The sequence below is a fragment of the Mesorhizobium sp. CA14 genome, from assembly GCF_020165195.1.
Lineage (GTDB): Bacteria > Pseudomonadota > Alphaproteobacteria > Rhizobiales > Rhizobiaceae > Mesorhizobium.
In genome coordinates this window covers 69,356-83,136 of the sequence record NZ_JAIUHR010000023.1, presented here as the reverse complement: position 1 = coordinate 83,136, position 13,781 = coordinate 69,356, and the positions used below count along the sequence as shown (strand labels likewise).

Genomic DNA, 13,781 nt, shown 5'->3' with positions numbered 1-13,781 from the left:
CGGAATGCATGTTTTCTTTACCCCTGTGTGTCATTACGATACGAAGGTCCATTTTTCAGCCTCCTGCTCGGGATAGACAAGCCAGAATCGGGCCAGAATCAGGCCAAAATCATAAGTCCCGCGGCAGCTAGTACAGGGTAGCGAAGGCATGGCTAAGAAACCAACGACGACCAAGTCTCTCGAGAATGACGTAGCCGCGGAATTGGAAAAGGCGCTCGACCTTGACCTTGCCGGCGACGAAGGCGGGCTCGATATGGCGGCGTCGATGGAGGATCTCGAAGCGCAGATCTCGGCGGCAGCCGACGAGCTGGCGCGCGAGGGCCGCAGCCAGAGAGCGGAGCCGGCAAACAATCCCCTGCCCCCCAAGGCACCCGCGGCCAAGCCGGCCGAACTGCGCCCCGTCGAGCCGCGCAACGGGCAGCCATCCGGCTTTACGCCTCCCGCCGGCTTCACGCCCGCCAATGACGACCGCCAGAAGGATTACAAGACGCTGCTGCACAGCCTCAACCGGCGCGCGTCGAGCACCGTCTACTGGGTGATCGCCTTTATCTCGCTGGCCTGGATCGCCGGCGCCGGCGGCCTGGCCAATCTCCTGTTCGGCCCCGGTATCTGGAAGATCCGCACCTTCGACCAGTTTTTCGCGCGCCCTGAGCTGATCGGCCTGGCAGTCGCTGCGATCGTTCCGGTCATCCTGTTCTGGGCGTTCGCCGCCATGATCCGGCGCGCGCAGGAAATGCGCCTCGCCGCGCAATCCATGACCGAGGTCGCCTTCCGCCTGGCGGAGCCGGAAAACCTCGCCCAGGACCGTGTCATGATGATCGGCCAGGCCGTTCGCCGCGAGGTCGCGGCCATGGGCGAAGGCATCGAGCGCACCCTGGCCCGCGCCGTCGAGCTCGAAACGCTTGTCCATGGCGAAGTCAGCCAGCTCGAACGCTCCTATTCCGAGAACGAGGCCCGCATTCGTTCGCTGGTTGACGGTCTCGGCAGCGAACGCGAGGCGGTCGTCACCCATGCCGAGCGCGTGCGCGCCTCGATTGCCAGCGCTCACGAGACGCTACGCGACGAGATCGGCTCGGCCAGCGACATCATCCGCGACTCGATCCTCAACGCCTCGACCAAGCTGTCGATGACGATCAACAATTCCGGCGACACGCTGATCGATCGTATCAATGAAAGCTCGACGTCGATCTTTGATTCCGTCGAATCGCGCCTCGACAGCATTACCGACCGCCTCTCGACCTCCGGCGAGGCTTTCGCCAGTCTTCTCGATACCCGTATCGCCAAGCTGACCGACACCACGGACGGCCTGACCCGCTCGCTGACCGACCTGCTCGACGACCGCACCAATGGCATGGTCTCGCTGCTCGGCGGCGCGGCGCGCACGCTGAATTCAGAATTCGAGGCGAGCCTCAGCGGCATCGAGCGGACGCTGGCCGAACGCGGCCAGGCGCTGATCAGCGAATTCCAGACCCGCGCCGAGGCGCTCGACACCGGCACGCAGAAGCTCAACGCCGCCCTCGAGGCGCGCGCCCGTCAGATCAACGAGACGATGGTGGAGCGCGCGAAGGAAATCGCCCACGCCTTTGCCGAGAGCAAGGACACGCTGTCGGCGATGATCGATCAGGGCAAGACCCAGATCGGTGCCGATATGGCCGACATCATCTCGTCGACCTCCTCGATGCTCGAAGCCCGCGCCACCGACTTCGCCGGCCGCATGGAAGCGGCCCGGCATGTGGTGTCGCGTTCCTTCGATTCCGACATCCAGCGGCTGGCCAATGCCCGTGTCGGCATCGAGGAAGCCGTCGAGAACCACAGCCGCGCCCTTTCCGACAGCCGCGAACGCATGGCCGCCGCCATGCAGGAGGACCTGGCGAAATTCGCCGAAGGCCGCGCCGCGATCGATGCCGCCGTCACCAACCAGGTGCAGAAGCTTGCCGAAGGCCGCGGCCTGATCTCGCGCGCGCTGGAAGAAGATCTGCGCAAGGTCAACGAATCGCGCGCCGCCATCGACGCCTCGCTGGGCAGCCATCTGGAGCAGCTCGAACAAGGCCGTAATCGCCTGTCTCAGGCCTTGAACGAAGACTCCGGCAGACTCGTCGAAGCCCGTACAATGATTGACGAAATGGTCGCCGGCCATGTCGGGAAACTGGCCGAGGGCCGCAACATCCTGGCGCGCGCCCTGGAAGCCGACCTCGGCAAGCTGCAGGACAGCCGCGCCTCGATCGACAGCCTGGTCGCCGGGCAGGTCGAGAAGATCGCCGAGGGCCGCGCGGTGCTCGCCAAGGCGCTCGAAACCGACATTGTCGGCATCAGGAGCCTCATCGAGACCCATTCGACCAAGCTCGCCGAGGACCGCGGCGAGCTCAGCCGTGCGCTTGAAAGCGATCTGAGCGGCATCCGCGGCCTGATCGACAGCCACGCCGGCAAGCTTGCCGACGACCGCAGCCTGCTGTCGCAGACGCTGGAAGCCGACCTCGCCAAGCTGGCCGATAGCCGCGCCTCGATCGACGGACTGGTTGCCGGCCAGGTCGAGAAGCTCGCCGAGGGCCGCGATATCCTCAAGCGCGCCCTGGAGGCCGATCTCAATACAATCAAGGGTGCCATTGCGGGACACTCGGATAAGGTGCTGGAAGATCGCTCGCAGCTTTCGAAAGCGCTCGAAACCGACCTGCAGGCCGTCAGTGGCGCCATTGCCGACCATCAAAACCGGCTCGTTCAGGACCGTTCCGTGCTGTCGAAGTCGCTGGAGGACGATCTCGCCAAGCTGGCGGAGAGCCGCTCCAGCATAGATGGGCTGGTCGCCGGCCAGGTCGAAAAGCTTGCCGAGGGCCGCGACATCCTCAAGCGCGCGCTGGAAGCCGATCTCAACACGATCCAGGGCGCGATCGTCGATCATTCGCAGAAGATCACCGATCACCGCGCCGAGCTTTCGCGCGCGCTGGAAGCCGATATGGCCAACGCCAGCGGCCTCATGCAGACCCATGCCGACCAGCTGTCGCAGAACCGCGCGACGCTGTCCAAGGCGCTCGAGGACGATCTCGCCAAGCTCGCCGAGAGCCGCGCCGGCATCGACGGCCTGGTGTCCGGCCAGGTCGAGAAGCTCGCCGAAGGCCGGGATATCCTGAAACGCGCTCTGGAAGCCGACCTTGCCAAGCTCGCCGAGAGCCGCGCCTCGATCGATGGTCTCGTCGCCGGCCAGGTCGAAAAGCTTGCCGAAGGACGCGACATCCTCACGCGCGCTCTTGAAGCCGATCTCGCCAAGCTGGCCGAAAGCCGCTCCGGCATCGACGGACTGGTCGCCGGCCAGGTCGAAAAGCTCGCCGAAGGCCGCGATATCCTCAAGCGCGCCCTCGAAGCCGACCTTCAGAAGCTGACCGAAAGCCGATCCGAGATCGACGACGTCATCGCCGGCCATGTCGGCAAGCTGTCCGAAGGCCGCGACATGCTGGCCCGCGCCCTGGAGGACGATCTCGCCAAGCTCGCCGATGCGCGCAAGGACGTCGATCGTTCGGTTTCCGGGCATATCGACCAGATCGCCGCCAGGAGCGGCGACATCTCGGCGGCGATTGCCGCCGACGTCGAGAAGATCGAGCAGGCCTTCAGCCGGCAGACCGGTGTCATCGAGGAGCGCGCCGGCACCATGGAGCGTGCGCTGTCGACCGGTGTCGACAATGTCCGCGGCGTGCTGGAAAAGACCGCCGTGTTCGTGGCGGGCGCGCTGCGCGACAAGGTCATGGAGATCACCAGCACCCTGCATGAGCAGGCCGGTGCCGCTTTCAGCGACGCCGATCGCAAGATCGCCGAGCGCGCCGAGCAGACGTCCTCCGCGCTACTTGCCAGGGCCGAGGACATCGCCCAGGCCTTCGAAGCGGCCGATCGCCGTTTGCACGAACGCGCTGAGGACACGTCCAACATGTTGATGGCGCGCGCCGACGACGCATCGAACGCGCTCATGGCCCGCGCCGAGGAAACCGCCGACAAGCTGGCCACGCGCGCCGGCGAGATCGCCAACACCTTCGACGCGGCCGACCAGAAGCTGGTTGCCCGTGCCGTCGAGACGGCGCAGTCGCTGGCCGCCCGCGCCGGAGACATCCTGCGCAACTTCGAGGGCGCCGACGAGCGGCTCTCGATGCGCATCAGCGAATCGGCCGAAGCGCTGGCCGCTCGCGCTACCGATCTCGGCCGCATCTTCGACAGCGCCGACCAGCAGCTGATGGCGCGCATTGCTGAAGGTTCGGAAGCGCTTTCCGCCCGCGCCGGCGAAATCGGCCGCATCTTCGACGACGCCGACAACCGCCTGGTATCGCGCATTGCTTCGACCAGCTCGACCATCGGTGAGCATGCCGACACGATCGTCGGCGCCTTCGCCGCCACCGAGCAGCGTGTCGCCGACCGCGCCCGCCAGACCGGCCAGGAACTTGCCGTGCATGCCCGCGAGATCGAGCAGGCACTGGCCGGCGCCGACGAGAGGCTTGCCGCAAGTGCCGCGGCCGCGGCTTCCCGCGTCGAGGACCAGGTCGCGAGCGTGGAAAACCGCCTCGCCTATTCCGCCGAGACGATGGGCCAAAAGCTCAACGAGCAGGTCTCCAGCGCCGAGGCCCAGCTCATCTCGCGCGCCAACGTCATCGCCGAGACCTTCACGGCGGTCGGCCAGCATATCGGCCAGAGCACCAATGAGGCCGCACGCACGATCGGCGCCAATACCCGCGAGCTCAACACCATGCTCGCGGCGCGTTCGGCCGAGATGGCGAAAATCCTCGACGAGACGGCCAAGCCGCTGGTCGAGCGCTTCGCCCAGGGCGGCTCGGAACTGCAGCGCAGCATGGAAGAGGTCGCCGAACGCGCGGCCGAGAAGCTGCGCAGCGAGAACACGAACCTCGTCAACGCTCTCGCCAGCCGCACGGCCGAAACGCTGTCGGCCGTCGAAGGCGCTCGCTCGTCGCTTGCCGACAGCGTGGCCGATCTTATCGGCCGCATGACGACCTCCAGCGCGCAGCTCGGCCAGCTCATCGAGCAGGCGGCCGTCAACCTCGGCCAGGTCGAGGAGCGGCTCTCGGGCAGCACGCAGAGCTTCGCCGCAACCACGGAGAAGGCCGCCCAGACCTTCGCCAGCTCGGCGCGCCTCGTCGATTCCAACACGACACGGCTCACCGACCTGTCCTCGGCGACGCTGCGCGAGGTGGCCTCGATCGCGACCAAGTTCGACGAGCACAGCCGGCTGCTCTCCAGCGCCTCCAACCTGCTCAGCTCCGCGCAGAGCAATCTCGAGCACACGCTGGAGCGTCAGTCCTCGCTGGAAGACCTCGCCGTTGGCCTGGTCAAGAAGTCGGAAGACCTCGAGAAGGTGATGCGTTCCTTCGAAAGCCTCGTCGGCCAGACGATGCAGACCGCGGAGGGCCGCACGATGGAATCGGCCGAAAAGATCCGCACCACCATCGCCGAAGTCGTCGATTCGGCGACGCGCCGCTTTGCCGACGCGACCGAGGAGATGCGCCGCACCGCGGGCTCCATCAAGAGCGAGCTCGACCTGACCCGCGCCGAGCTGAAGAAGGGTGTCATCGAGATGCCGGAAGAGGCCAAGGAATCCACCTCGGCCATTCGCCGCGCTGTCGCCGAGCAGATCAACGCGCTCAAGGAACTGTCGGATATCGTTGCGAAATCCGGCCGCAGTGGCAGCAGCGAGCAGGGCGAGCAGCGCGGTCTGCGCCCTGCTTCGCAAGCACCGGCCCGCGCCGCCGAGCCGCCGCTGCGTCGCCCGCCGGCTCCGCAATCTCAGCCGCAGCCGCAGCCGGTGTCTCGCGCCCCGCAGGCGCCGCTTGCCGAGACCAATCTGCGCGGCACGCTCGACCTGGAACGTCCCGCCGAGGCGCCGCGCCGCGAGAACGGCAAAACGACGCCGCAGGGCGGCTGGGTGCGCGACCTGCTGACCAACGCCTCGCGCGAGGAAGAGCTGCGGCCGGCAGCGCCCGCGGAAGCGCCGCGCGCGACGCCTGCCCAGCGCTCGCCGCTGCATGTCATGGAGTCGCTCAACTCGCTCTCCGTCGACATCGCCCGCGCCATCGACCATGACGCCTCGATCGAGCTCTGGAACCGTTACCGTCGCGGCGAGCGCGACGTCTTCACGCGTCGCCTCTACACGCTGAAGGGCCAGCAGACCTTCGACGAGATCCGTCGCAAGTATCAGGCCGAGGCGGAATTCCGCGCCGCGGTCGATCGCTACTGCGAGGATTTCGAGAAACTGCTCAAGGATGTCTCGCGTAACGATCGCGACAACATCATGGCTCAGACCTATCTGACCTCCGACACCGGCAAGGTCTACACCATGCTGGCTCACGCCAGCGGCCGGCTGCACTGACGCCGCCAAGCGGAATCAGAACTAAAAAGGCGGGTCTCGACCCGCCTTTTTCATGTCCATGATTTCGATTGTTGGCCTGGTCCGCGTTCAGATCGTCGAATCCGTCCAGCGGACGATGTCCTTCGCCGCCTGTCCAAAGGCTTTGTCCAAGGCGTCGACATAAGCCGCATTGCCGCCGCCGGAGACCGGCGCGCTCGCGGCGAAGCTCTTCGAGGCGCGTACCTCGCCATTGCGGTCGTTCAGGACGCGCACGAACAGGTCGACATCGGCATGCTCGCCGCCATCGACGCGCACCTCGAAGGAGCGCACCTCGACGATGATCTGGTAGTCGATCGCCAACCCCTCGCCCGGCTTGCCGACGCCGGCAAAGCTGCCGGAGCGCTGGAAGGTTTCGGCAAGCCTTGCCTGGACGATCAGCGGCAACCGGTCCGCCCATTGCGCGCCCTTCAGGAACTGGATCGACCGGTCGGAAGGCCTGATGACGATGTTCTGGCTATCCAGCGCCTTGAGCGCCGACGGCTGGGCGATCAGGATCTGGCGACGGCTGTGGGCACGCACGTCGACCGACGGCGCCGACAATTCGAACGTGTCGAGCGGCGCCGGCCTGGCGCCCAGGGCCGCGCAGCCGGCAAGCGCAAGCACCAGCAACGCTGCCGCGGATGATCTGAAAGTCCCCGCCACCACCCTCACCGACTTCACGCGTGATCCCCGTTGTCCCCGGATCTTACGATCAACCCGCATTTGCAGTTCATTTTCTTGGCGGTCGCGGCAGCCGGAGTCAACGCCGTGCCCTTCCATCGAACTGTCGGACCTCGCCGGCGCCGCCGGACAGAATGCGCTGCGGGTTGCGGCTGAGATCGGTTACCGCTTCCTCGATGCGATTGATCGAGCGCCGGCTGTCCTGCACCAGCCCCTGGACATTCTGCAGGCCCTGGCCGGAGAAGCGCGACAGGTTGTCCACGATGGTGCCGAGGCGGGAATTCAGCGTATCGGCCACCTGCTTGAAGGATTTCAATGTGGCCCTGGCATCGGCCATCACGCCGTTGGCCTCGCCGGAGCCGAGAAGATTGTCGATCTTTTCGAGGATGCCATCGACGCGTACCGAAGCATCGTTGAGGCGCTGCGCAAGCTGGCGGGCATTCCTAATCGTATCGTTGATATCGTCGGAGCGGCTGGCGATCTTGTCCGTGACCTTGGCTATGTCCGCGGCCGCCTTGTTGGCGCTGTCGCTCGCCTTCTGGATATTGGCGAGCGCGGTGCGGACGTCGTTCGGATCAATGCCGTCGAGCACGCCGTTGACCCTGGCCAGCGTCCCTTGCGTCTGCTTGGCGAAATCGTTGATCGAGCCGACCGCCGTGTTGACGTTGCCGATAACGGTATCGAACTGCTTCGAGGTCTCCTTCAGGTTCGCCGTCACCGTGTCGACATTGGCCACGATGCTCTTGATCTGGTCCTTGTCGACGGAATTGAGCAGGCCTTCGGCGGCCTTAAGCGTGCTGTCGAGGCGGCCCGAGACGTTCTTCAGCTGATCCGAAAGCGAGCTCACCGCGGACAGGAACTTGTCGATGCCGTCGGAGTTCTTGGCCAGCGCGTCCGAGAAGGTCTCGACATTCTTAACCGTCTGCGTCAGCGGGCCGCGAACGTCCTTGGTAAAGCCTTCGAGCTCGCTCAGCACCTTGTCGGCGCGCGTGAAGATGTTCTGCGCCGTCTGCAGAAGGTTGGTGACCGCCGACGGATTGGCGGTAATCTCGGGGATCCTGCCCTCTTTCTCCGCCTCGTCGAGCAGCTTCGCTTCCTTGGGGTCGGCACCCCGGAGTTCGATATTGGCTTGGCCGGTCAAGCCGGCCAGCCCGATATCGGCCTGTGTCGACTTGGTGATCGGCGTCATGCGGTCAATCTCGGTGTCGGCGATGGCCACCGTCGGATTGTCAACGTCGATGTAAACCCGTTTGACGTCACCGACCTTGACGCCGTTGAACAGCACGAAGCTGCCGCGGCCGAGACCTGAGGCCGAACCCGGAATGCGCACGCGCAGCATTGCCGTTTCGCCCCTTTCGCCGATCGCCGCTGTCCAATAGACGAAGGCGAAGGCCGCCAGGATCGCACCCAGCGTGAAGATGCCGACAATAATGTAGTTGGCTCTTGTTTCCATCGCCCCACTTATGGCTATGCGCGCGCCGCAAGATCAAGTTGCCGGGCGCGTTTTCCGCGGAAATAGGATTTCACCCACGGCTCCTCGCTCTTCAGCATGTCGTCGATCGTGCCCTCGACCAGCACCCTCTTCTTGCCGAGCACCGCCACGTGGTCGCAAGCGGTGAACAGCGTGTCGAGGTCGTGCGTGACCATGTAGACTGTCAGATCCATGGTGTCGCGGAGCTTGACGACCAGCTCGTCGAACTCGGCCGCGCTGATCGGGTCGAGCCCCGATGTCGGCTCGTCGAGAAAGACGATGTCCGGATCGAGCGCCAAGGCGCGCGCCAGCGCCGCGCGCTTGATCATGCCGCCGGACAGCTCGGAGGGAAATTTCTGCGCCGCATCGGCCGGCAACCCGACCAGCTCGATCTTGAGCATGGCGAGTTCGTCCATCAGCGCCTTCGGCAGGTCGAGATATTCACGCATCGGCACCTGCACGTTTTCCAGCACCGTCAGCGCCGAAAACAGCGCACCATGCTGGAAAAGGACGCCGAGCCGCATGTCGATGCGCAAGCGGTCGGTGTCGCTTGCCTTGTCGACGTCGACGCCGAACAGGCAGATCGTCCCCGATTGCTTCGGCATCAGTCCCAACATCGTGCGCAACAGCACCGATTTGCCGGCGCCCGAGGCGCCGACGAAGCCGAGGATTTCCCCGCGCTTGATGTCGAGCGAAAGCTTGTCGAGGATCAGCTTGTCGTCGATGGCGACGGTGACGTCGCGCACCGAAAGCACGATTTCGTCGTCGTTCGCCTCCCCCGCTGCCGTGGCGCCGTTGCCATTCGCCATCTCAGAATCCGATCGCTGCGTAGAACATGGCGAAAAGCCCGTCGAGGATGATGACGACGAAGATCGACTTCACCACCGAAGCGGTGACGTGCAGGCCGAGCGATTCGGCGCTGCCGCCGACCTTCATGCCCTCGACCGATGCGATGATGCCGATGATCAGGGCCATGAACGGCGCCTTGATCAAGCCGGCAAAGATGGTGCTGAGATCGATGGCGACGCGCAGCCGGTCGATGAACGCGGCCGGCGGAATGTCGGAGTAGAGCCAGGCGGCGACGATACCGCCGGCAAGGGCTGCGAAATTGGCGATGATGGTGAGACAGGGCAGCCCGATCACCAGCGCGACGAGCCGCGGAAAGACCAGCACGCCGATCGGATTAAGGCCGATCACCTTCAGCGCGTCGACCTCCTCGCGCATCTTCATCGAGCCGATCTCGGCGGTGATGGCGCTGCCTGAACGGCCGGCGAGCATAATCGCCGTCATCAGCACGCCGAGTTCGCGCAGAATAAGCACGCCGACGAGGTCGACGACGAAGATGTTGGCGCCGAAATAGCTGAGCTGATAGGCGCCCTGCTGGGCGACGATGGCGCCGACGATGGCCGACATCAGCACCACCACCGGTATGGCGCCGACGCCCATGCGATCGATCTGGTTGAAGATAGCGGCGGGATTGACCGCGTGACCGCGCCCGAGCTTCATCTGCGCGCCGCGGATCGTGGCGCCAAGGATGTTCATCGAGGCCAGGAAATCGTCGCCCATCTCATAGACGCGCCGGCCGACCAGCTCCAGCGCGCGCAGGATGATGTTGGGCGGCCCGGCCGGTCCCGATTCGGGCTCGCGGCGGACCGCGTCGCCGACCGCGCCGAGCAGGATCGAGGCGATCTCGCTCTGACCCTGCAAATGGACCTCGGTGCCTTTCTTCTCGAAGGCGCTCGCCAGCCGATCGATCAGCCAGGCGCCGGCCGTGTCCATCTTTTCGATGTGGGAAAGGTCGAGCACCAGCTGTTTCGCGCCGCTTCTCTGCTCGATCTTGCGCATGTCGGCATCGACCGCCGCGACGGTGCGCGTCGTCCACACGCCTGAAAAGGCGCAGCTCAGGACGCCTTCTTCCTCGCCCACGGCAACGCGCGGCCGGTGCTCGGCCTCCTTGGCGGCCTCGCCGCTTGCGTCGCGTTTGCGGATGGTCAACATGGCGTCCTGTTTAGCCTGACGGGACTGGCGTGTCGATTTGCCGGCAGACCGGTGTCGCACAGCCGGAGAAGAAAATTATGGCGCGTGTCATTTCGGTCGAAATGGAGCGATTCCCGATCGCCGGCACCTTCACCATCTCACGCGGATCCAAAACCGAGGCCGAAGTCGTCACCGTAACGATCACCGACGGGGGACGTTCCGGGCGCGGCGAGTGCGTGCCTTACAAGCGCTACGGCGAGACCATGGAGGGGGTGCGCGCGGCCATCGAAGCCATGCGTGATCCGATCATCGCCGGCATCGATCGGACCGCTCTGCTCGCAGCGATGCCCGCGGGCGCCGCGCGAAACGCCATCGACTGCGCCCTTTGGGACCTGGAAGCCAAGCTGACCGGCACGCCCGTGGCGGCGGCGATCGGCGTCCTTCCGACCAGGCCGCTGGAAACCGCCTACACGCTGTCGCTCGCCGAGCCGGAGGCCATGGCGGCGCAGGCGCGCGCCAATGCCATGCGGCCTCTGCTCAAGGTCAAGATCGGCGGCGACAACGACATGGCGAGGATTCGCGCCGTAACGGAGGCCGCTCCCGAAAGCCGCATCGTCCTCGATGCCAATGAGGGCTGGACCGACGAGACTGTCGAGGCGAACCTTGCCTTCGCCGCCCAACACGGCATCGCGCTCGTCGAACAGCCGCTGCCGGCGGGCCAAGACGAGATCCTGCGCCGGATCGCGCATCCGGTGCCGGTCTGCGCGGACGAAAGCGTGCATGCGGCGAAGGACCTTGATGCGCTGGTCGGTCTCTACGACGCCGTCAACATCAAGCTCGACAAATCCGGCGGCCTGACCGAGGCGTTGAAATTGCGCGACCGCGCGCGCGATCTCGGCTTCGGCATCATGGTTGGCTGCATGGTCGGCACCTCGCTCGCCATGGCGCCGGCCGTGCTGCTCGCGCACGATGCCGACTTCGTCGACCTCGACGGCCCGCTGCTGCTTACGCGCGATCGCGAGCCTGGTCTCGTCTACCGGGGATCGCTCGTTTCACCCCCTGACAGCGTGCTTTGGGGCTGAGCGGGAAGCGAGGCCTATCAGCACCATGCCGGCGATCGCAATCGGGATCATCGCCCAGAAACCGTCGACGCCTAGGCGATCATAGAGCGGGCCGGACGCGAGCGTCACCGCCGCCATGAAGAAGCCGTTGAAGAAATAGGCGATGCCTTGCGCGGCACCCGTGCGCTCCTCGGAGACCGTCTCGCCGATCATTTTCTGCAGGCCGATCAACACCATTGCCACCGACACCGAATGCAGCGTCTGGACGCCGAAGAAGCCGGCGACGCCAAGACCAAGCGGCCAGACCAGCGGAAAGGCGATCCAGCGCACGATCGAGCCGATACCGGCGATAACCATCACCCGGACCACCGAGATGGAAGCAAAAATACGGTTGAAAAACAGGAACATGCAGACTTCGGAGACCACGCCCCAGGCCCACAGCAGGCCAACGACGGAATCGCCGATGCCGATCGACTTCCAGTAGATCGACACGAAGCCGTAGAGGAAAGCGTGGCTGGCGGTGATGATGCCGACGCCGAGCGTGAAATAGAGGAAATAGGCGTTGAACAGGCTCGGCGCCTTATGCTGGATCTCGGTAACCGACAGCGGCGAGGCCTTGCGAGGTCGCCCCATGCGCGGCGCCCATAGCCCAGCGGCCAGAGCCGCGCCGAGCGCGACGAAAATAATGACCGGAACCGCCTGCGGACCCGTGGCCGCCAGGATGAAGCCGCCCGCGACATTGGCGCCGAGATACGAGATCGAGCCCCATTTGCGCATCGCCGTGTAGTTCGAGCCGAAGCGGCGCACGCCCGACAGCGCCAGCGAATCGGCCATCGGCGAATGCGGCGTCCAGGCGATCGTCAGCAAAAGCGACACGGCAAGCACGATCGTATAGGTGGCCGGCAGGAAATAGCCGGCCGAGACGACCATCGAGGCCGCGACCAGTATGATGTAGACATTGGCGCGGTCCTTCGCACGGTCGGCGAGCGCCGTCAGCATCGGCGTCGTCACCACACGTAGGAACATCGGCGCCGCCAGGATGACGGCGATCTGCTCGGCATGAAAACCTTTCGCCTGCAGCCAGAGCGGAAAATAAGGCAGATGCGTGCCCTGCGACACGAACAAGGTCGCGAAGATCAGGCTCATGCGCAGTTCGAAGTGGCTAGGCTTGACCAGCTGTTTGGGCGATAGCGGCGGCAGCGACATGAATCGATCCAATTTCGTTGCATATGACTTCCATGCAACGTGTCTAGCCCCCGTAACATGCTGCAAAGCGCGGCGGAACTGGCTGGATCAATCGATTGGCGGCAAAGCTGTTGACGAACTGGGCCTGGAGCGAGCGCCGCACACATCAGCGCGACTAAGGCGCCAAGCTTAACCGGGAGGTCAGGCCGCCTGAGCCGCCCTGCCCGTCAGGTCGATGATGTCGATCGGCACCAGCGCTTCATTGCCGGCCGACGCCTCGGGCAGCACATGCGCCCATGTCAGGATCTCCATGCGGCCATCAAAATGCTCGACCACCGCCGTGCAGCTTTCGACCCAGTCGCCGGTGTTGATGTACTGCACGTCGCCGTAGCTTTCGATCGCGGCGTGATGGATGTGGCCGCAGATCACGCCATCGACATGCGAGCGCCGCGCTTCTTCGGAAAGCACCGTCTGGAACGAGCCGATGAAGTTCACCGCCTTCTTCACCTTGACCTTGGCCCATGACGAGAACGACCAGTAAGGCAGGCCGAGCAGATGGCGCAGCTTGGTCACCGCCCGGTTGATTAGCATCGCCGTGTCATAGGCATAGTCGCCGAGATAAGCGAGCCAGCGCTGGTTGTGCACCACCGTATCGAACTGGTCGCCATGGATGACCAGCAGGCGCCGGCCGTCGGCGGTCTCGTGGATGGCGCGGTCGGCGACGACGATGCCGCCGAAATGCACGCCCTGGAACTGGCGCGCGAATTCGTCGTGATTGCCGGCGATATAGGTGATCGAGGCGCCCTTGCGCGCCTTGCGCAGCAGCTTCTGCACCACGTCGTTGTGACTCTGCGGCCAATGCCAGCTGCGCCGCAGCCGCCAGCCGTCGACGATATCGCCGACCAGATAAATGATTTCGGCATGGTGATGGCGCAGGAAGTCGATCAGGAAATCGGCCTTGGCCGCTTTCGAGCCGAGATGCACGTCGGAAATGAACAGTGCGCGGAAAGTGCGGGGCTCTGGGTTTGACATC

At 65.0% G+C, this 13,781-nt stretch carries 8 protein-coding genes; 2 read left to right on the top strand and 6 right to left on the bottom strand.

What is annotated here, in order from left to right; genetic code table 11:
• Positions 1 to 148 precede the first annotated feature (148 nt).
• Positions 149 to 6,355 (top strand): kinesin, encoded by a 6,207-nt coding sequence (locus LB565_RS21705; protein ID WP_224587577.1) that lies wholly within the window; start codon positions 149 to 151, stop codon positions 6,353 to 6,355.
• A gap of 87 nt (positions 6,356 to 6,442) precedes the next feature.
• Here the strand turns inward: LB565_RS21705 and LB565_RS21700 are convergent, their stop codons facing one another.
• The 4 genes from LB565_RS21700 to LB565_RS21685 are packed head-to-tail and all read right to left on the bottom strand — an operon-like array spanning position 6,443 to position 10,523.
• Entirely contained in the window at positions 6,443 to 7,096 is a 654-nt protein-coding gene (locus tag LB565_RS21700) for an ABC-type transport auxiliary lipoprotein family protein (RefSeq protein WP_224587575.1), read from the bottom strand.
• Positions 7,097 to 7,133: 37 nt separating this feature from the next.
• Positions 7,134 to 8,507 (bottom strand): MCE family protein, encoded by a 1,374-nt coding sequence (locus tag LB565_RS21695; protein ID WP_224587573.1) that lies wholly within the window; start codon positions 8,505 to 8,507, stop codon positions 7,134 to 7,136.
• A 14-nt stretch (positions 8,508 to 8,521) separates the two neighbouring features.
• On the bottom strand, positions 8,522 to 9,334 hold the full coding sequence (locus LB565_RS21690; protein ID WP_224587572.1) for an ABC transporter ATP-binding protein: 813 nt from the start codon (positions 9,332 to 9,334) through the stop codon (positions 8,522 to 8,524).
• Between the two features lies 1 nt (position 9,335).
• Entirely contained in the window at positions 9,336 to 10,523 is a 1,188-nt protein-coding gene (locus LB565_RS21685) for an ABC transporter permease (protein WP_224587571.1), read from the bottom strand.
• Positions 10,524 to 10,600: 77 nt separating this feature from the next.
• Here LB565_RS21685 and dgcA point away from each other — a divergent pair, with 77 nt between their 5' ends.
• Positions 10,601 to 11,584: an N-acetyl-D-Glu racemase DgcA gene (dgcA, locus tag LB565_RS21680; RefSeq protein WP_224587570.1), complete on the top strand. Its 984-nt coding sequence runs from the start codon at positions 10,601 to 10,603 to the stop codon at positions 11,582 to 11,584.
• On the opposite strand, the gene LB565_RS21675 is transcribed toward dgcA, so the two are convergent.
• A complete protein-coding gene (locus LB565_RS21675; RefSeq protein WP_224587569.1) occupies positions 11,555 to 12,769 on the bottom strand; it encodes an MFS transporter in 1,215 nt (404 codons plus the stop codon). The genes dgcA and LB565_RS21675 overlap by 30 nt on opposite strands.
• A 180-nt stretch (positions 12,770 to 12,949) precedes the next feature.
• The gene (locus LB565_RS21670; RefSeq protein ID WP_224587568.1) at positions 12,950 to 13,780 is read right to left on the bottom strand and encodes a UDP-2,3-diacylglucosamine diphosphatase; all 831 of its coding nucleotides are present in this window, start codon (positions 13,778 to 13,780) and stop codon (positions 12,950 to 12,952) included.
• Position 13,781 lies beyond the last annotated feature (1 nt).